Here is an 18,218-nt window from a genome sequence, read left to right on the forward strand (position 1 = left end):
GCGGCCTTGTGTCGCGATAGGGCCGCAGAGCGGCCCCCGAACATCGGCACACAACTTGCTCCATAATGCGTCCCAGGCCGACGGGATTACCCAGCATGCTGCACAGCCACCTCACCACCCTCAACGCGGTTTCGCTGATCCTCAACGTATTCCAGGCAGACGGTTGCGAAGCGTCGGCGCTACTGGCCGGCAGCGGCATCGGCCCGGCGGACCTGGGGCACGCCGATGCACGCATCACCACCCAGCAGGAACTGCAGGTGTGTGCCAACGCCGTTGCCCGGCGCGAGGATATCGGCCTGGAACTGGGCCGGCGCATGCATGTGTCGTGCTACGGCATGCTCGGTTACGCCCTGCTCTCCAGTGCCACTTTGGGTGACGCCTTGCGCTTGGCGCTGCAGTATCCGGCACTGCTGGGAACAGTCTTCAAGCTGCGTTTGCTGGAGGACGGCCAACGCGTCTGGTTCAGCGCCAGCGACTACCACGACAGCCCGACGCTGACCGCCTTCAATGCCGAGTTCTGCCTGGTATCGCTGAAAGTCATCTGCGACGACCTGCTCGGCCGACCGCTGCCCCTGCTGGGCGCCCGCTTCGAACACCCACGCCCGGGCTACCATGCCCTCTATGCCGGTGCCTTCCAGTGCCCGATCGGGTTCAGTGCCGAGGACAACGCCTTTGCCTTTGAACGGCGCTGGCTGGACACGCCACTGCCGCTGGCCGACCCGATTACCCACAAGGCCATGAGCGAACGCTGCCGGCGCCTGAACCTTGAATTCACAGGCCGCCAAGCCTGGCTGGGGCGGATTCGCCAACTGCTGGCGCAACAACTGGATGCAGCGCCCGGGCTGGAAGGGCTGGCGCGGCAGATGAACTGCTCATCGCGCACCCTGCGCCGGCATTTGCAGGCGTTGGGCAGCAGTTATCAACAGCTGCTGGATGAATTGAGGTTCGAACGGGCCAAGCAGTTGCTGGCTGATGAGCAGATGCCGATCTATCGGATTGCCGAGTCCCTGGGTTTCAGCGAGACCGCCAGTTTCCGGCATGCCTTCCAGCGCTGGAGTGGCGTTGCGCCCAGTCACTTCCGCGGTTGACCTGTACCGGCCCTTTCGCGGGTGAACCCGCTCCCACAGGGATTGCACACACCCAGGTGCAACACTGTACCTGTGGGAGCGGGTTCACCCGCGAAAGGGCCAGTACAGGCCACCAACAAATCCAGCCAAAGAGCTTGGCCACATCGATCCCCTTTTGGCCACTTGCGTCGTTCTCCCTCACTGGCCCACCCATGAAAATGGGCCCACGCCAGTACCCACCGGAGAACAAAAATGCTGACGATCTATTCCGATGACCACCGCCTGCACCACGGCCGCTGCGAGCTGATCGACGGCAAGCTGATGCCCTGTTTCGAAATGCCGTCACGCGCCGACCATGTGCTCGACCAGGTAAAAAAGCGCAACCTCGGCGACATCCAGGGCCCCACCGACTTCGGGCGCGCACCGTTGCTGCGCATCCACAGCGCCAGCTACCTGGACTTCTTCGAAGGCGCCTGGGCGCGCTGGGCCGCACTGGGCCAGGAAGGCGACTTGCTGCCGTTCACCTGGCCCGCACGCACCCTGCGCCAGGTAAAACCCACCGGCCTGCACGGCGAACTGGGCTACTACAGCTTTGATGCTGGCGCACCGATCACCGCCGGAACCTGGCAGGCTGCCTACAGCGCCGCCCAGGTCGCCCTTACCGCCCAGGCGGCGATCCAGCAAGGCGCCCATTCGGCCTTTGCCCTGTGCCGCCCGCCAGGGCACCACGCCGCTGGCGAAGTCATGGGCGGCTATTGCTACCTGAACAACGCCGCCATTGCCGCCCAGGCCTTCCTCGACCAGGGCCGGCGCAAGGTCGCCATCCTCGACGTCGACTACCACCACGGCAACGGCACCCAGGACATCTTCTACCACCGCAACGATGTGTTCTTCGCCTCGATCCATGGCGACCCGCGCGACGAGTTCCCGTTCTTCCTCGGCCATGCCGATGAAACCGGCGAGGGTGCCGGTGAAGGCTGCAACATCAACTACCCACTGCCGGCCGGCAGCGACTGGGCCGCCTGGAGCGCCGCCCTGGATGACGCCTGCCAGCGCATCGCCGCCTATGACGCCGACGTGCTGGTGGTCTCGCTGGGCGTGGACACCTTCAAGGACGACCCGATCTCGCAGTTCAAGCTGGACAGCCCGGACTACCTGGAAATGGGCAAGCGCATTGCCCAGCTCGGCAAGCCGACCCTGTTTGTGATGGAAGGCGGCTACGCTGTGGAAGAAATCGGTATCAACGCGGTCAATGTGCTGGAAGGCTTCCAGCACGCCCAGCCAGGAGCCCGGTAATGGTCCGACTCAAGCGTCTGCTCGCCCCGTTCATCGCCGTCACCTTGTTAACCGGTGCCCTGCAGGCCCAGGCCGAACAGCGCACCCTGCGGGTGTACAACTGGTTCGACTACATCACCCCGCAAACCCTCACCGAGTTCCAGAAAGACAGCGGAGTGAAGCTGGTCTACGACATCTTCGACACCAACGAGGCGCTGGAAGCCAAGCTGCTGACCGGCAACTCCGGGTATGACGTGGTAGTACCGTCCAACGTGTTCCTCGCCAAGCAGATCGAAGCGGGAGTGTTTCAGCCGCTGGACCGCAACAAGCTGCCGAACTGGCAGCACCTGGACCCGGCGCTGATGAAGCTGATCGAGGCCAACGACCCCGGTAACAAATTTGCCGTGCCCTACATGTACGGCACCGTACTGATCGGCTTCAACCCGGCCAAGGTCAAGGCTGCGCTCGGCGACAACGCCCCGGTGGACAGCTGGGACCTGATCTTCAAGGAAGAGAACATCGCCAAGCTCAAGCAATGCGGCGTGGCCCTGCTCGACTCGCCGTCGGAAATCATGCCGCTGGCCCTGCAGTACCTGGGCTTGCCACCCAATAGTGACAAACCGGCTGATTACAAGAAAGCCGAAGCGCTGATGCTGAAGATCCGCCCGCACATCACCTACTTCCACTCCTCGAAGTACATGGCTGACATCGCCAACGGCGATATCTGCGTGGCAGTGGGCTACAGCGGCAGCTTCTCGCAGGCCGCCAACCGGGCCCGCGAGGCGAAGAATGGCGTGGTGGTGGACATGCGCCTGCCCAAGGAAGGTGCACCGATCTGGTTCGACATGCTGGCGATTCCGAAGAACGCGGCCAACCCGGAAGATGCCCACGCGTTCATCAACTACCTGCTGCGGCCCGAGGTGATTGCGCCGATCAGCGACTTTGTCGGGTACCCAAACCCGAACAAGGACGCGACCGACAAGGTGAGCCCGGCGATTCGCAACAACCCCAACCTGTATCCGACGGCGGAGGCAATGGCCAAGCTGTATACCCTCAAGCCCCTGGCGCGGGATGCCGAGCGGGCGCGGACCAGGGCCTGGACGCGGATCAAGTCCGGAACCTGATTTAGAGCCGGGGCTGCTTTGCAGCCCCATTCACTTTCTCCAAGCCTTGCGCAAGCGCATCAACGCCTCGGCAATCTCCCCCTCCGGCACCGCTGCAAACCCCAGCACCAGCCCCGCGCGCTTATCCACAGGCTGCTCGCTGTCCGCCAGCCAGAAATTACTCAGCGGCGTTACCTCAACGCCGACCGCTTCCGCCTTGGCCACCAGCTCCTGCTCCCGCGCAAAGTTATCCACATCAACCTTCACATGCAGCCCCGCCGCCACCTCCGGCATGCCTCCCAACCCCGGAATATCCACAGGCCAACCAGCCTTGAGCACATTGCGCCTGCTCAACGCCGCCTTGCGCATGCGCCGGATATGCCGCTGGAAATGCCCCCGGGCCATGAACTCTGCCATCACGCACTGGCTACTGACCTCCGAATGCCGCACCGCCAGCGCCCTGCCCTGGCTGAACGCCTGCGCCAGTTGCGGCGGCGGCAGTACCAGGTAGCCCAGGCGCAATGCCGGAAAGGCGATCTTGCCGAAGGTGCCGACGTACAGCACCCGCCCGTGCTGGTCGAGCGCCGCAAGCGGGGCCAAGGGCGCACCGCTGTAGCGGTACTCGCCGTCATAGTCGTCTTCGATGATCCAGCCATCGCTGCGCTCGGCCCAGGCCAGTAGCTCCAGGCGTCGCGCCAGGCTCATCGTCACCCCGGTCGGGTACTGGTGGGCCGGCGTGACATAGGCCAGCCGGCAATCCGCCAGCTGCCCGAGCCGGCGACAGTCCATGCCGTCCTCGTCCACCGGTACGCCATGCAACCTGCCACCGGCCAGCGCAAAGGCATGCCCGGCTGCGCGGTAACCCGGGTTTTCCACAGCCACACCTTCGCCCGGCTGCAATAGCAACTGTGCACAAAGGCTGATGGCCTGCTGCGCACCACTGGTGATCACTATTTGTTCAGCCGCACAACTCAGCCCACGCGAGCGACGCAGGTAGGCTGCAATCAGTTCACGCAGCAGCGGCTCACCTGCAGGGTCACCGTAACCCAGCTGCGCCGGATTCGGGTTGCGCCAGAAACCCGCCTGCAGCTTGGCCCAGACGTCGAACGGGAACAGGTCGAACGCCGGAATACCGACGCGAAATGCACGCGGGGCACCGCTTCTTGGGGGCGGTAGATGGTTAGTTTTCAGGCGCTGCAAAGGCTCGCTGGACCACCGCTTGCTGGATAAATCCTCAGTATTTTCCCGGGAAAATGTGGATAAGTCTGTTGATAAGCCCCTGGATAACCCTGTGGATACTTGTGTGGATAGTTTTACATTGGAGAGTTTCGGCAGCTGGCTGACATAGGTGCCATCGCCTACCCGGCTCTCGATGTAGCCCTCGGCATATAGCTGGTCATAGGCCCGCACCACGCTGTTGCGTGACAGCGCCAGCATGGCGGCCAGATCACGCGTGGCGGGTAGCCGCGTGCCACTGCTCAGGCGCCCATCCAGCACCCGCGCACGTAGCGCCTGGTACAGCTGCTGGCTGAGCCCGCGGCGGCGATCAAGGGCGATCCCGGCAGGGTCGAAAGGCAACACGAGGGGGCGCTCGCTCATGGCATTGGACCTATCAAAACAGCTGTTAATGGCTCTTACTATGAGCCAATAGCCTGCCTAGGATGAAGCCATCGCACAAGGAAACCGAGCATGTACAACAGCAAACCCCATCAGGAACATGACCTCGGGCACCTGCACCAGCACATGCTCGACACCCGCCTGGCCATCCTGGTAAGCCAGGGCGAACAAGGCCTGCTGGCCACGCACCTGCCCGTGCTGGTCGATACCGGCGAAGGCGAATTCGGCACCGTCTATGCCCACCTGGCGCGAGCCAACCGCCAGTGGCACGACCTGGAGCATGGTGGCGAAGCCCTGCTGGTGTTCCCCGGCGCCGATGCTTATGTCAGCCCTGGTTACTATCCGAGCAAGGCCGACAACCCCAAGGTGGTGCCAACCTGGAACTACCTGGCCGTGCACGCCTATGGCCCGGCGGAAGTGATCCACGACGCAGAACCATTGCTGGCAATTGTCAGTCGCCTGACCGAGCGCCACGAACAAGGCCGCGACGAACCGTGGAAAGTCACCGACGCTCCGCGTGAGTACCTCGATGGCATGCTCCGCGCCATCGTCGGTGTTCGCCTGCCCATCGCCCGCCTGCAAGGCGCGCGCAAGCTCAGCCAGAACCGCTCCGAGCAAGACATTGCCGGCGTGCGTGAAGGCCTGCGCGCCAGCCCCGACTACCTGGATAACCAACTCGCGGCGCACATGCGCCAACTCTGAAGGAATAGCCCATGTCCAGCGTTACCCTGCGTTCCGTCACCAGCCAGGACCATGCTGCCTGGCTCGCCCTGTGGCAGGCCTACCTGCACTTCTATGAATCCGAATTGCCCGAAGGGGTCAGCCTCAGCACCTGGCAACGCTTGCTCGACCCGAACGAACCGACTCATTCGGCACTGGCTTGGGTCGATGGCAAGGCCGTGGGTATGGTCAACTTCATTTACCATCGTACCAACTGGAGTATCGGTAACGCCTGCTACCTGCAGGACCTGTACGTGGACAGCACGCAGCGTGGCCTGGGCATCGGCCGCCAGCTGATCGAGCATGTCTACACTGCAGCCAAGGCCGAAAACTGCAGCAAGGTGCACTGGCTGACCCACGAGACCAACGCCACCGCCATCAGCCTGTACCAGCAGGTTGCCGAGCGCTCGGGCTTCATTCAATTCCGCAAAGAGTTCTAAGCCGAACATGACCGACGCATTGAACTGGAAACCCGCCGCAGTCCCCCAGGCCGAGCCCATCGACGGCCGCTTCACCCGCCTGGAAAAGCTCGACCCGGCGCGCCATGGCGACGATCTCTGGGAGGCGCTGCAAGGTCCGGCTGCCGACCCGGTGCTGTGGGACTACCTGCCCTATGGCCCGTTCACCGAACGTGCCGCCTTCAACCGTTGGCTGGAGGGCAACGCCGCCGGCCGCGACCCGCTGTTCTACACCGTGATCGACCGCCCGAGCGGCCAGGCGCAGGGCATCCTCAGCCTGATGTCGATCGTACCCGACCACGGCCGCATCGAAATCGGCCACGTCGCCTTTGGCGCCGCCATGCAGCGTACGCCCAAGGGCACCGAGGCGGTGTACCTGCTGGGCAAGCTGGGCTTCGAGCTGGGCAACCGCCGGCTGGAGTGGAAGTGCAACAACGCCAACGCCCGCTCCAAGCGCGCGGCGGAGCGGTTTGGCTTTGTATTCGAAGGGGTGTTCCGCAAGCATCTGGTGGTGAAGGACCACAATCGGGATACGGCGTGGTATTCGATTACCGATGATGAGTGGCCAGCGGTGGCTGCCGGGTTCGAGCGGTGGTTGAGCGAGGAAAACCAGAAGCCCGAGGGGCAGGTGCAGACCTTGGAGGCGTGCCGCAAGGGTTGAGAGTTGCACTGGACCAACCGGCCTCTTCGCGGGCTTGCCCGCTCCCACAGGTTTTCCACAGGTCTCGAGACTGGTGGTGTACCTGTGGGAGCGGGCAAGCCCGCGAAGAGGCCGGCAGATTCAACGCAAAAAAAGGGGAGCATCCGCTCCCCAGAGGTTAACCGCTTGTAGATGAGGGCTTATCTCAGCCTTCGATCTCGATCAGGATCTCGCCCGGTGTCACACGGTCGCCCTTGGCTACATGAATGGCCACGACCTTGCCGGCGATACCCGCCTGCACTTCAGTCTCCATCTTCATGGCTTCGGTGATCAACACGGCCTGGCCGGTCTTGACCATGTCGCCTTCCTTGACCAGCACATCGACGATGTTGCCTGGCATGGTGGTGCTGACATGGCCCGGGGCACTGGCCTGCTTGCGCTTGCTGCCGCCACCGCCGACGAATTCGTTGAGCGGCTCGAACACCACTTCTTCCGGCATGCCGTCGATCGACAGGTAGAAGTGACGCTTGCCTTCGGCCTTCACGCCCACACCGGTGATGTCGACGCGGTAGGTTTCGCCGTGAACGTCGATGACGAATTCGGTCGGTACACCTTCACCGCTATGGGACGCCACTGCGCCCGCTTCAGGAATTGGCAGCAGGACTTCCGGGGTCAGGGTGCCGGCTTCGCGCTCTTCGAGGAACTTGCGGCCGATGTCCGGGAACATGGCGAAAGTCAGCACGTCTTCTTCGCAACGGGCCAGGGCGCCGATGTCGGCACGCAGCTTGGCCATTTCTGGCTTCAGCAGGTCGGCGGGGCGCACATCGATCACTTCTTCACTGCCGATCGCCTGACGACGCAGCTGCTCGTTGACCACGCCCGGGGCCTTGCCGTAACCGCCTTGCAGGTACAGCTTCACCTCATTGGTGATGGTCTTGTAGCGCTCGCCGGCCAACACGTTGAAGAACGCCTGGGTACCGACGATCTGCGAAGTCGGGGTCACCAGCGGCGGGAAGCCGAGGTCTTCACGAACGCGAGGGATCTCAGCCAGCACTTCGTTCATGCGGTTGAGGGCGCCCTGCTCCTTGAGCTGGTTGGCCAGGTTGGAAATCATGCCGCCCGGTACCTGGTTGACCTGCACGCGGGTGTCCACGGCGGTGAACTCGCTTTCGAACTGGTGGTACTTCTTGCGCACGGCATAGAAGTACAGACCGATTTCCTGCAGCAGCTCCAGGTCCAGGCCGGTATCGAATTCGCTGCCCTTGAGCGCGGCAACCATCGACTCGGTACCCGGGTGACTGGTGCCCCAGGCGAAGCTGGAGATGGCGGTGTCGATGTGATCGGCGCCGTTCTCCACAGCCTTCAGCTGGCACATTGCGGCCAGGCCGGCAGTGTCGTGGGAGTGGATGAATACTGGCAGCGACTGCTCAGCCTTCAGCGCCTTGACCAGTTCACCGGTGGCGAACGGGGTCAGCAGGCCGGCCATGTCCTTGATCGCCACCGAGTCGCAACCCATGGCTTCCATCTGCTTGGCCTGCTTCACGAAGGCTTCGATGGTATGTACCGGGCTGGTGGTGTAGGCGATGGTGCCTTGGGCGTGCTTGCCGGCAGCCTTGACCGCTTCAATGGCCACGCGCAGGTTACGCACATCGTTCATGGCATCGAAGATACGGAACACATCGATACCGTTGACCGCTGCCTTGGCGACGAAGGCCTTTACCACATCGTCGCTGTAGTGGCGGTAGCCCAGCAGGTTCTGGCCGCGCAGCAGCATTTGCAGGCGGGTGTTGGGCAGCGCCGCGCGCAGCTTGCGCAGGCGTTCCCACGGGTCTTCCTTGAGGAAGCGCACGCAGGCGTCGAAGGTGGCGCCACCCCAGACTTCCAGCGACCAGTAGCCGACCCTGTCGAGCTTGTCGCAGATCGGCAGCATGTCTTCGGTACGCATGCGGGTGGCCAGCAGGGACTGGTGGGCGTCGCGCAGGATCGTGTCGGTTACGTGAATTTTCTTGGACATTATTGGGTTCCTCACAGGCCTGCGTGGGCGGCGATGGCGGCGGCGATGGCCAGGGCCAGCTCTTCGGGTTTGCGCTTGATCGAGTAGTTGGTCAGTTCCGGGTGGCTTTCGACGAAGCTGGTGTTGAACTGGCCGCTACGGAATTCCGGATTGCGCAGGATTTCCTGGTAGTACGCGGCAGTGGTCTTCACCCCTTGCACGCGCATGTCGTCCAGGGCCCGCAGGCCGCGGTCCATGGCTTCTTCCCAGGTCAACGCCCACACCACCAGTTTCAGGCACATGGAGTCGTAGAACGGCGGAATGGTGTAACCGGTGTAGATCGCCGTGTCGGTACGCACGCCCGGGCCGCCGGGGGCGTAGTAGCGGGTGATCTTGCCGAAGCTCGGCAAGAAGTTGTTCTTCGGGTCTTCGGCGTTGATACGGAACTGCAGCGCGTAACCGCGGTGCTGGATGTCTTCCTGCTTGACCGACAGCGGCAGGCCCGAGGCAATGCGAATCTGCTCACGGACGACGTCTATACCGGTGATTTCCTCGGTGATGGTGTGTTCCACCTGTACCCGGGTGTTCATTTCCATGAAGTACACCTCGCCATCGGCGAGCAGGAACTCCACGGTACCGGCGTTCTCGTAGTTCACTGCCTTGGCCGCACGCACCGCCAGGTCGCCGATGTAGGCGCGCTGCTCGGGGGTGAGCTGAGGGCTCGGGGCGATTTCGATGAGCTTCTGGTTGCGGCGCTGGATCGAGCAATCGCGCTCGAACAGGTGCACGACGTTGCCAAAGCTGTCACCGAGGATCTGCGCCTCGATGTGCTTGGGATTGACGATGCACTTTTCCAGGAACACTTCCGCAGAACCAAAGGCCTTGGTAGCCTCGGAGATGACGCGGGGGAAGTTCTGTTCCAGTTCTTCACGGCTGTTGCAACGGCGAATACCACGGCCGCCACCACCAGAGGTGGCCTTGAGCATGACCGGGTAACCGATGCGGTCACCTTCGCTCAGCGCTTCGTGAATATCGGCAACGTTGCCTTCGGTACCCGGGGTTACCGGTACGCCGGCGGCGATCATGGTGCGACGCGCTTCGGTCTTGTCGCCCATGCGGCGAATGACCTCGGCTGCCGGGCCGATGAACTTGATCCCGCGCTCGGCGCAGATCTCTGCCAGTTCAGCGTTTTCCGACAGGAAACCATAACCTGGGTGCAGGGCATCACAACCGGTTTCCACAGCCAGGTTCACCAGCTTGCGCGGGTTCAGGTAACCGGCCAGCGGCTCGGCACCAATGCTGTGGGCTTCGTCGGCGCGCTTGACATGCAACGCGTGGCGGTCGGCGTCGGAATAGATCGCCACCGAGCGAATGCCCATCTCGGCGCAGGCGCGCACGATCCGAACTGCAATTTCACCTCGGTTGGCGATCAGGATTTTTTTTATCACTGGAGTCTTCCCAAAGCCGTAGGAACAGTCGAGCCGGTTCTCCCGGTCGGCGCGTGACCAGACGTTGCTGGCCAGTCGCACATTCACCCTAGCGCTGTAGGTTGATAAACAAAAATCAATATTTGTTAGGGGCTGTATTAGCAAAAGCTTATAGTGCGGTAACAAGGTGTTGCCGAAGGGCGGATAAAAATGCGTAAGTCCTTGATGCGTATGACGTTGCGTCAATTGCAGATCTTCAACGAGGTATGCGATTTACGTTCGTACAGCCGGGCGGCGGAAGAGATGGCCCTGACGCAACCCGCCGTTAGTCTACAGATCCGCCAGCTCGAAGAGCTGATCGGCCAACCGCTGTTCGAGTACGTGGGCAAGAAGCTCTACCTGACCGAAGCTGCCGAGGCCCTGCAACGCGCCAGCCACGATATCTTCGGGCGCCTGGAGAGCCTGGACATGCAGCTGTCGGACATGCAGGGCTCATTGCAGGGGCAGTTGAAGCTGGCGATCGAGTCCAGCGCCAAGTATTTCGTGCCACACCTGTTCGCTGCCTTCAAACAGCGTCACCCGGAGGTCAACCTGACCCTGACCGTGGTCAATCGCGCCCAAGCCATCCGCCGCTTGTCGGACAACCGCGACGACCTGATCATCATGTCCATGGTGCCGCAAGACATGGGCCTGGAGTTTCTGCCGTTCCTCAACAACCCAATCATCGCGGTGGCGCCGCCCGAGCACCCGCTTTGCAAGCTGGAGCAACTGCGCCTGCAGGACCTTGAGCCTCATACCCTGCTGGTGCGCGAACAAGGTTCGGGCACACGCAAGGCTTGCGAGGAATACTTCAAGGACAAGCGCGTGCATTTCACGCAGACCTTGGAGGTGGCTTCGGCAGACGCCCAGCGAGAGTGCGTGATCGCCGGCTTGGGCATTGCCATGCTGACCCGCCATGCGGTCAACCTGGAGCTGGCCACCGGTGTGTTGAGGGAGCTGCCCGTGGAAGAACTGCCGCTGTACCGCAGCTGGTGCGTGGTGCAGTCCAAGGCCAAACGGCAGTCGCCGGTGGCCTTGGCTTTCCTGGCGTTCATTCGCAGCGAACGTGCGTTGATCAGCGCGCTGGTTGAGCGTTTTTCGGGGAAGCTGCTGCCGACGCCTGCCAGACCGTGAGCTCTTGCAGCTCCGGGTAGTCCACTAGCTCGCGGAGCAGTTGACGTTGGTCGCAATAGCTCTCGATCGCGCGGCGGTATTCCATGCGGCGCTGATCCTTTTCCTGCTGCTTGCGAGCCTTGGCGCTGGGTTGGTACGTACCGTCGAAGTCACGAGCCATTGCCTGTCTCCCAGATAGATGCGGGAACTTCAGACTGGCTTTGGCGGTTTACGGTTTGGCTGTGGAATGGTGACAAAACAGTGAAATTTATAGCACCTGTGCCGACCTCTTCGCGGGTAAACCCGCTCCCACAGGTGCTCACCAGCCTCAAGGACGGTGCAGTACCTGTGGGAGCGGGTTTACCCGCGAAAGGGCCGGCACAGGCAACGACAATCAGTCGTCGGTAGCCTTGATCGACTTGGGCGACAAGCGCAGGCTGCGCAAGCTGCGCTTCACGCTCTTCAGGTGGTTGACCAGGCTCGGCCCGCGCGCCATGGCCACACCCATGGCCAGCACGTCAATCACCACCAGGTGGGCGATACGCGAGGTCAGCGGGGTGTAGATTTCGGTGTCTTCATGCACGTCGATTGCCAGGTTTACCGTCGAAAGCTCCGCCAGCGGTGTCTGGCTGGGGCACAGGGTAATCAGGTTGGCACCGCTCTCACGGACCAGGTTGGCGGTAATCAACAGGTCCTTGGAACGGCCCGACTGGGAAATGCATACCGCCACATCACCCGGCTTCAGGGTCACCGCCGACATCGCCTGCATGTGCGGGTCGGAATAGGCTGCCGCGCTGAGCAGCAGGCGGAAGAACTTGTGCTGGGCATCGGCCGCTACCGCACCGGAGGCACCAAAGCCATAGAACTCCACACGCTGCGCCTGGGCCATGGCGGTCACTGCCTGCTGCAGCGCCTGCGGGTCGAGGTGCTCGCGCACTTCCATCAGGGTGTGCAGCGTGGTGTCGAAGATCTTCAGGCTGTAGTCGGCGACCGAGTCGTCTTCATGAATGGCGAACTGGCCGAAACTGGCCCCCGCAGCCAGGCTCTGCGCCAGCTTCAGCTTCAGGTCCTGGAAGCCCGAACAACCGATCGCACGGCAGAAACGCACGATGGTCGGTTCGCTGATACCCACGCTGTGCGCCAGGTCGGCCATGGAGCTGTGCATGACGGCAGCCGGGTCGAGTAGCACGTGGTCGGCCACTTTGAGTTCCGATTTGCGCAGCAGGTGGCGCGATTGGGCGATATGTTGCAACAGATTCACAGGCTGGACTCGGTTATGATCGGCTGGCCGGGTTGTAGCTATCTTGTAGTTATACTACATGGACGCCAACCCGCCCAGTTAAACGAACGTGGAGAGTGGTGGTTTGACTATTCCTTGCGACATTCTGGTCTTCGGCGGCACCGGCGATCTGGCCCTGCACAAATTGCTTCCGGCGCTCTACCACCTGTTTCGCGAGGCCCGTCTTGACCCTGCCGTGCGGATCATCGCACTGGCGCGACGCAACTTGCCACGCAATGACTATCTCAAGCTCGCCGAACGCCATTGCCGGGCACAGATCGCCCGCAACGACTTCGACGAAGAGGTCTGGCAGCGTTTTTCCGCGCGCGTCGACTATTTCGCCATGGATGCTTCGCAAAGCGCCGATTTCGGCCGCCTGGCGCGTTACCTGGGCGAGCCCGGCGGCTTGACGCGCATCTTCTACCTGGCCACCGCCCCCAACCTGTTCGTGCCGATCGCCAAGCACCTGCACAACGCCGGCCTGGCCGACGCCGAAGCGCGCATCGTTCTGGAAAAGCCGATCGGCCACTCGCTGGAGTCGGCTACCGCCATCAACGAAGCGATCGGCGCAGTGCTTGAGGAAAACCAGGTATTTCGCATCGACCACTACCTGGGCAAGGAAACCGTGCAGAACCTGATGGCCCTGCGTTTTGCCAACGCCCTGCTGGAGCCAGTGTGGCGCAACAGCCAGGTCGACCACGTGCAGATCAGCGTTTGCGAGACCCTGGGGGTAGAGAACCGCGGCGCCTACTACGACCGCGCCGGGGCGACCCGCGACATGCTGCAGAACCACTTGCTACAGCTGCTGTGCCTGGTGGCCATGGAGCCCCCCGCGCAGTTCGAGGCCGAAGCGGTGCGTGACGAGAAAGTGAAGATCCTGCGCGCCCTCAAGCCCATCACTGGTCAGGACGTACAGGACAAGACCGTACGCGGCCAGTATGGCGCCGGGCACATCGGCGGCCAGGAAGTGCCGGCCTATTATTTCGAAAAGGACGTCGACAACGACAGCGACACCGAAACCTTCATCGCCATCGAGGCGCACATCGACAACTGGCGCTGGGCGGGCGTGCCCTTCTACCTGCGTACCGGCAAGCGCATGGCACGCCGCTCATCGCAGATCGTCATCCAGTTCAAGCCGGTGCCCCACGAGCTTTTCAATGGTGGCCAAGTCAACCAGCTGCTGATCCAGCTGCAACCGGACGAACGCATCAGCTTGCGCATGATGACCAAGAGCCCGGGCAAGGGCATGCGCCTGGAACCTGTGGACCTGGATCTGAACCTGGCCCAGGTGTTCAGCCAGACCCGCCGCTGGGACGCCTACGAGCGGCTGTTGCTGGATGTGCTTGAGGGCGACTCGACGTTGTTCATGCGCCGCGACGAAGTGGAAGCGGCCTGGGCCTGGATCGACCCGATCATCAAGGGCTGTGAAGAGCACTTCCAGGCACCAAGACCGTACCCGGCAGGCAGTAACGGGCCGGAGCAAGCCAACAGCTTGCTCGCCAGGCATGGCAGGCACTGGCATAGCTGAAGCACTGCCCTGCTCCCGTGTCAGATGAAAGAGCAGAAAGTAGCCCCAGCGCACTGGCGCTACTTTCAACACGAGACAGGAACAGACAATGGCTATTATTACCAACCTCGTTGCAGTCAATGACATCGCCCACGGCAAGCAGGTGTTCAGGGTTCATGGCACCGTTACGGTCGCCACCCCGGCCATCGAACCGGTGCTGGTCGAACCCAAGCTGCGCCACAGGGGTGGCTGGGAAGTGCTGGAGCTTCAGCTGGTGGATAGCGGCGCAATCACCCCGCAGGTCCTGACGGAAAAAACCGTGGTTTTCGAACGTGCAGGCGGCACTGGCTGGAAAACCGTGGAGATCATCCATGCTGACGGTTCTCAGCGCTGCGAAATTCGCACCATCGAAGCGATTGACTGAGCCGCTGCCGGCCAGGTCGCCTGAACGGCGGCCTGGCACCTGCCATCGGCTCGATGAACGGGCATGCGGCAGGTGAATATTCATACAGTAGAAGTTTGCCCCATTTCCTGCTGCGCCCTAGAATGGCCCGATGCGCACAGACGACCTCTCCCTCCTGCTGAATTCCCTCAACGATGCCCAACGCCAGGCCGTAGCGGCCACGCTCGGGCGTCAACTGGTGCTTGCTGGCGCCGGTTCCGGTAAAACCCGCGTGCTGGTGCACCGCATTGCCTGGCTGATCCAGGTGGAGCAGGCATCGCCGCACTCGATCCTGTCGGTGACCTTCACCAACAAGGCCGCGGCAGAAATGCGCCAGCGGATCGAGCAACTGCTGGGCATCAACCCGGCGGGCATGTGGGTCGGCACCTTCCACGGCCTGGCCCATCGCCTGCTGCGGGCGCACTGGCAGGAAGCACGACTGGTGCAGAACTTCCAGATCCTCGACAGCGACGACCAGCAGCGCCTGATCAAGCGGGTGATGCGCGAGCTGGGCCTGGACGAGCAGAAATGGCCGGCACGCCAAGCCCAGTGGTTCATCAACGGGCAGAAGGACGAAGGCCTGCGACCGCAAAATATCCAGGCCGGGGGCGACCTGTTCCTGTCGACCATGCGCGACGTCTATACCGCCTACGAACAGGCCTGCGAGCGCGCCGGGGTCATCGACTTTTCCGAGTTGCTGCTGCGCGCCCTTGACCTGTGGCGCGACCATCCCGGCCTGCTGGAACACTATCAGCGGCGTTTCCAGCATGTGCTGGTAGACGAATTCCAGGATACCAACGCCGTGCAGTACGCCTGGCTGCGCCTGTTGGCACGCGGTGGCGCCAGCCTGATGGCAGTGGGCGATGACGACCAGTCGATCTACGGCTGGCGCGGTGCCAAGATCGAGAACATTCACCAGTACACTGCCGACTTCCCAGACGCCGAAATGATCCGCCTGGAGCAGAACTACCGCTCCACCGGCGGCATCCTCAAGGCGGCCAACGCGCTGATCGCCAACAACAGCGGGCGCCTGGGCAAGGAACTGTGGACCGACCTGGGCGAAGGCGAACCGTTGACCCTGTATGCGGCCTACAACGAGCACGACGAAGCGCGCTACGTGGTGGAAACCATCGAAAGCCTGGTCAAACAGGGCAACGCGCGTAGCGAGATCGCCATCCTGTACCGTTCCAACGCCCAGTCGCGGGTGCTGGAAGAAGCCCTGCTGCGCGAACGCATCCCCTACCGCATCTACGGTGGCCAGCGCTTCTTCGAGCGCGCCGAAATCAAGAACGCCATGGCTTACCTGCGGCTGATCGAAGGCCGCGGCAACGATGCTGCCCTGGAACGGGTGATCAACGTGCCGCCACGTGGCATTGGCGAAAAAACCGTCGAAGCCATCCGCGAGCATGCCCGCCACAGCCAGCTGTCGATGTGGGAAGCCATGTGCCAGCTGCTCGCTGCCAAAGCCCTGAAAGGCCGCGCCGCCAGTGCCTTGGGTGCGTTCATCGAGCTGATCGAGGGGTTGGCTGCCAAGGTCGTGGACATGCCACTGCATACCATGACCCAGACCACCATCGAGCAGTCCGGGCTGATCATCTATCACCAGGAAGAAAAGGGTGAAAAGGGCCAGGCACGGGTAGAAAACCTTGAGGAACTGGTCAGCGCAGCGCGCAACTTCGAGTCCACCGAAGAAGACGCCGACCTCTCGCCACTCTCGGCGTTCCTCGGCCACGCCTCGCTCGAGGCAGGCGACGCCCAGGCCGACGAGCATGAAGACAGCGTCCAGCTGATGACCTTGCACAGCGCCAAGGGCCTGGAGTTCCCGTATGTGTTCCTGGTGGGCATGGAAGAAGGCCTGTTCCCGCACAAGATGAGCCTGGAAGAGCCTGGCCGCCTGGAAGAGGAGCGCCGCCTGGCTTATGTGGGCATCACCCGCGCCATGCGCCAACTGGTCATGACCTACGCTGAAACACGTCGCCTGTATGGGAGCGAGACCTACAACAAGGTGTCACGTTTCGTACGCGAAATTCCGGCGGGCCTGGTTCAGGAAGTGCGCCTGTCCAACAGCGTCAGTCGCCCGTTCGGCGGGGCCAAGACGGCGACGAACAGCAACCTGTTCGCCAATGCCAGCATTCCGCAGACCGCGTTCAACCTGGGTCAGCGTGTGCAGCATGCGGTGTTTGGCGAGGGTGTGATCCTTAACTTCGAAGGCTCCGGCGCCCAGGCACGGGTGCAGGTGAATTTTGCCGAAGGCAGCAAGTGGCTGATGCTGGGGTATGCCAAGCTCGAGGCCATCTAAAAGCCTGCGCAGGTCCTTGTAGGAGCGGCCTTTGTGGGAGCGGCCTTGTGTCGCGAAAGGGCCGCAAAGCGGCCCCACGATTGTGGCTTTGACGCTGATATCTTAGGGCTGCTTCGCAGCCCTATCGCGACACAAGGCCGCTCCCACAGGTATTGGGTCAGCATTCAAAAAGTCCGGTCCAGCCGGGTTTGTAACACTCAGGCAAAAGCTAGAAACATTATGTCGCTGGTCATGTGCCCGGGAACCTGTGCACCATGACGCGCGTGCAATCCACAACAGGGGATATCCCACTTATGCAACGTTTTCTTAGCATCGCTCTGGCGCTCTGCGTCGGCCTGACGCTGAGCCTGGACGCCAACGCCAAGCGTTTTGGCGGCGGCAAGAGCTCGGGCTCCGCGCCTATCCACCAGACCCGCCAGGCCACGCCAACCACGCCTGCCGCCGCGCCGACCGCACCTGGCCGTGCCGCTCCGGCCGCCAGCGGTGCTTCGCGCTGGTTGGGCCCTCTGGCCGGCCTCGCTGCCGGTGGCCTGCTGGCTTCCATGTTCATGGGTGACGGTTTCGAAGGCTTCCAGATCATGGACTTCCTGATCGTGGCGCTCATCGCCTTCCTGGTGTTCCGCTTCATCGCCGCGCGCCGTCGCCAGCAGCAGCCGCAAATGGCCATGCCAGGTCATGCGCCGATGCAGCGTGAAGCTCACGGTCAGCCTGCCCAGCCGTCGATCTTCGGTGGTTCGGCCGCACCTGCCGCCGCAGCCGCCCCGGTGATCAACGCCCCGGCCTGGTTCAACGAGCAGAACTTCCTGGCTGCTGCCCGTAACCACTTCCAGGCGCTGCAGCAGCACTGGGACGCCAACGAGATGGACAAGATCGCCGAGTTCGTCACCCCGCAGATGCTGGAGTTCCTCAAGCGCGAGCGCGCCGAACTGGGTGATGGCTTCCAGTCCACCTACATCGACAACCTCGAGGTGCAGCTGGACGGTGTCGAAGACCGCGCCGACCGCACCGATGCCACCCTGACCTTCCGTGGCATGTCGAAGAACTCGCGCTTCGACCAGGGCGAAGTGTTCAGCGAAAGCTGGCACATGGTTCGCGCCCAAGGCGAAAACCAGCCTTGGCTGGTGGCCGGTATCCGTCAAAACGGCTAACCGTTGCGTGCTGCACAAAAAACCCCGGGCCTGTCCCGGGGTTTTTGCTTTTGCCAGAGTGGCCTACTAGGGTATAACGCGCAGCGTTGTC

Annotated in this window: 16 protein-coding genes; 11 read left to right on the forward strand and 5 right to left on the reverse strand. The window is 62.5% G+C overall.

Features of this window, described 5'->3' with window-relative positions; genetic code table 11:
- Window positions 1-95: 95 nt before the first annotated feature.
- The 3 genes from R9B85_RS12280 to R9B85_RS12290 all read left to right on the forward strand — a co-directional run bounded on the left by R9B85_RS12280 (window position 96) and on the right by R9B85_RS12290 (window position 3,466).
- Complete coding sequence (locus tag R9B85_RS12280) at window positions 96-1,088, forward strand: AraC family transcriptional regulator (protein WP_112249447.1); 993 nt, start codon at window positions 96-98, stop codon at window positions 1,086-1,088.
- A 231-nt stretch (window positions 1,089-1,319) separates the two neighbouring features.
- A complete protein-coding gene (locus R9B85_RS12285; protein WP_207876993.1) occupies window positions 1,320-2,363 on the forward strand; it encodes a histone deacetylase family protein in 1,044 nt (347 codons plus the stop codon).
- Window positions 2,363-3,466, forward strand: coding sequence for a polyamine ABC transporter substrate-binding protein (locus R9B85_RS12290; protein WP_112249450.1), 1,104 nt, complete (start codon window positions 2,363-2,365; stop codon window positions 3,464-3,466). Before R9B85_RS12285 ends, R9B85_RS12290 begins: the two co-directional genes overlap by 1 nt.
- A 30-nt stretch (window positions 3,467-3,496) precedes the next feature.
- Here R9B85_RS12290 and R9B85_RS12295 read toward each other — a convergent pair whose 3' ends face one another.
- Window positions 3,497-5,044: a PLP-dependent aminotransferase family protein gene (locus tag R9B85_RS12295; RefSeq protein WP_112249451.1), complete on the reverse strand. Its 1,548-nt coding sequence runs from the start codon at window positions 5,042-5,044 to the stop codon at window positions 3,497-3,499.
- Between the two features lie 90 nt (window positions 5,045-5,134).
- Here R9B85_RS12295 and R9B85_RS12300 point away from each other — a divergent pair, with 90 nt between their 5' ends.
- Genes R9B85_RS12300 through R9B85_RS12310 form a run of 3 tightly spaced genes read left to right on the forward strand, consistent with a single transcriptional unit; the run spans window position 5,135 to window position 6,901 of the window.
- Window positions 5,135-5,764 (forward strand): FMN-binding negative transcriptional regulator, encoded by a 630-nt coding sequence (locus R9B85_RS12300; RefSeq protein WP_112249452.1) that lies wholly within the window; start codon window positions 5,135-5,137, stop codon window positions 5,762-5,764.
- Between the two features lie 11 nt (window positions 5,765-5,775).
- Window positions 5,776-6,222, forward strand: coding sequence for a GNAT family N-acetyltransferase (locus tag R9B85_RS12305; protein ID WP_112249453.1), 447 nt, complete (start codon window positions 5,776-5,778; stop codon window positions 6,220-6,222).
- Between the two features lie 7 nt (window positions 6,223-6,229).
- On the forward strand, window positions 6,230-6,901 hold the full coding sequence (locus tag R9B85_RS12310) for a GNAT family N-acetyltransferase (protein ID WP_207876992.1): 672 nt from the start codon (window positions 6,230-6,232) through the stop codon (window positions 6,899-6,901).
- 184 nt (window positions 6,902-7,085) lie between these two features.
- On the opposite strand, the gene oadA is transcribed toward R9B85_RS12310, so the two are convergent.
- Both oadA and R9B85_RS12320 read right to left on the reverse strand, forming a co-directional pair.
- Window positions 7,086-8,894 (reverse strand): sodium-extruding oxaloacetate decarboxylase subunit alpha, encoded by a 1,809-nt coding sequence (gene oadA / locus R9B85_RS12315; RefSeq protein WP_112249455.1) that lies wholly within the window; start codon window positions 8,892-8,894, stop codon window positions 7,086-7,088.
- Between the two features lie 11 nt (window positions 8,895-8,905).
- Window positions 8,906-10,321, reverse strand: coding sequence for an acetyl-CoA carboxylase biotin carboxylase subunit (locus R9B85_RS12320; RefSeq protein ID WP_112249456.1), 1,416 nt, complete (start codon window positions 10,319-10,321; stop codon window positions 8,906-8,908).
- A 189-nt stretch (window positions 10,322-10,510) separates the two neighbouring features.
- Between R9B85_RS12320 and R9B85_RS12325 the strand changes: the two genes are divergently transcribed.
- Window positions 10,511-11,473: a LysR family transcriptional regulator gene (locus R9B85_RS12325; protein ID WP_286675447.1), complete on the forward strand. Its 963-nt coding sequence runs from the start codon at window positions 10,511-10,513 to the stop codon at window positions 11,471-11,473.
- On the opposite strand, the gene R9B85_RS12330 is transcribed toward R9B85_RS12325, so the two are convergent.
- Window positions 11,415-11,633: a PA3496 family putative envelope integrity protein gene (locus tag R9B85_RS12330; protein WP_080563834.1), complete on the reverse strand. Its 219-nt coding sequence runs from the start codon at window positions 11,631-11,633 to the stop codon at window positions 11,415-11,417. The two genes, R9B85_RS12325 and R9B85_RS12330, sit on opposite strands and share 59 nt — an antisense overlap.
- 213 nt (window positions 11,634-11,846) lie before the next feature.
- Window positions 11,847-12,713 carry a transcriptional regulator HexR gene (gene hexR, locus R9B85_RS12335; RefSeq protein ID WP_011536461.1) on the reverse strand — a complete coding sequence of 289 codons (867 nt, stop codon included), beginning with the start codon at window positions 12,711-12,713 and terminating at the stop codon, window positions 11,847-11,849.
- A gap of 103 nt (window positions 12,714-12,816) precedes the next feature.
- Here hexR and zwf point away from each other — a divergent pair, with 103 nt between their 5' ends.
- The 4 genes from zwf (at window position 12,817) to R9B85_RS12355 (ending at window position 18,127) form a co-directional block, all read left to right on the forward strand.
- On the forward strand, window positions 12,817-14,259 hold the full coding sequence (gene zwf / locus R9B85_RS12340) for a glucose-6-phosphate dehydrogenase (RefSeq protein WP_112249459.1): 1,443 nt from the start codon (window positions 12,817-12,819) through the stop codon (window positions 14,257-14,259).
- 88 nt (window positions 14,260-14,347) lie between these two features.
- Entirely contained in the window at window positions 14,348-14,662 is a 315-nt protein-coding gene (locus R9B85_RS12345) for a hypothetical protein (protein WP_112249460.1), read from the forward strand.
- Between the two features lie 130 nt (window positions 14,663-14,792).
- A complete protein-coding gene (uvrD, locus tag R9B85_RS12350) occupies window positions 14,793-16,979 on the forward strand; it encodes a DNA helicase II (protein ID WP_423771041.1) in 2,187 nt (728 codons plus the stop codon).
- 293 nt (window positions 16,980-17,272) lie between these two features.
- A complete protein-coding gene (locus tag R9B85_RS12355) occupies window positions 17,273-18,127 on the forward strand; it encodes a Tim44 domain-containing protein (RefSeq protein WP_112249462.1) in 855 nt (284 codons plus the stop codon).
- Window positions 18,128-18,218 lie beyond the last annotated feature (91 nt).

Source organism: Pseudomonas sp. NLJ1, assembly GCF_049486705.1.
Classification (GTDB): Bacteria; Pseudomonadota; Gammaproteobacteria; order Pseudomonadales; family Pseudomonadaceae; genus Aquipseudomonas; species Aquipseudomonas inefficax.

Bases quoted from the DNA above. Each gene is read 5' to 3' on its own strand.
- R9B85_RS12285 (WP_207876993.1), top strand. From the start codon at position 1,320: ATGCTGACGATCTATTCCGATGACCACCGCCTGCACCACGGCCGCTGC.
- R9B85_RS12280 (WP_112249447.1), top strand. From the start codon at position 96: ATGCTGCACAGCCACCTCACCACCCTCAACGCGGTTTCGCTGATCCTC.
- uvrD (WP_423771041.1), top strand. From the start codon at position 14,793: ATGCGCACAGACGACCTCTCCCTCCTGCTGAATTCCCTCAACGATGCC.
- R9B85_RS12295 (WP_112249451.1), bottom strand. From the start codon at position 5,044: ATGAGCGAGCGCCCCCTCGTGTTGCCTTTCGACCCTGCCGGGATCGCC.
- R9B85_RS12345 (WP_112249460.1), top strand. From the start codon at position 14,348: ATGGCTATTATTACCAACCTCGTTGCAGTCAATGACATCGCCCACGGC.
- R9B85_RS12290 (WP_112249450.1), top strand. From the start codon at position 2,363: ATGGTCCGACTCAAGCGTCTGCTCGCCCCGTTCATCGCCGTCACCTTG.
- R9B85_RS12355 (WP_112249462.1), top strand. From the start codon at position 17,273: ATGCAACGTTTTCTTAGCATCGCTCTGGCGCTCTGCGTCGGCCTGACG.
- R9B85_RS12305 (WP_112249453.1), top strand. From the start codon at position 5,776: ATGTCCAGCGTTACCCTGCGTTCCGTCACCAGCCAGGACCATGCTGCC.
- R9B85_RS12310 (WP_207876992.1), top strand. From the start codon at position 6,230: ATGACCGACGCATTGAACTGGAAACCCGCCGCAGTCCCCCAGGCCGAG.
- oadA (WP_112249455.1), bottom strand. From the start codon at position 8,894: ATGTCCAAGAAAATTCACGTAACCGACACGATCCTGCGCGACGCCCAC.
- R9B85_RS12330 (WP_080563834.1), bottom strand. From the start codon at position 11,633: ATGGCTCGTGACTTCGACGGTACGTACCAACCCAGCGCCAAGGCTCGC.
- R9B85_RS12325 (WP_286675447.1), top strand. From the start codon at position 10,511: ATGCGTAAGTCCTTGATGCGTATGACGTTGCGTCAATTGCAGATCTTC.
- R9B85_RS12300 (WP_112249452.1), top strand. From the start codon at position 5,135: ATGTACAACAGCAAACCCCATCAGGAACATGACCTCGGGCACCTGCAC.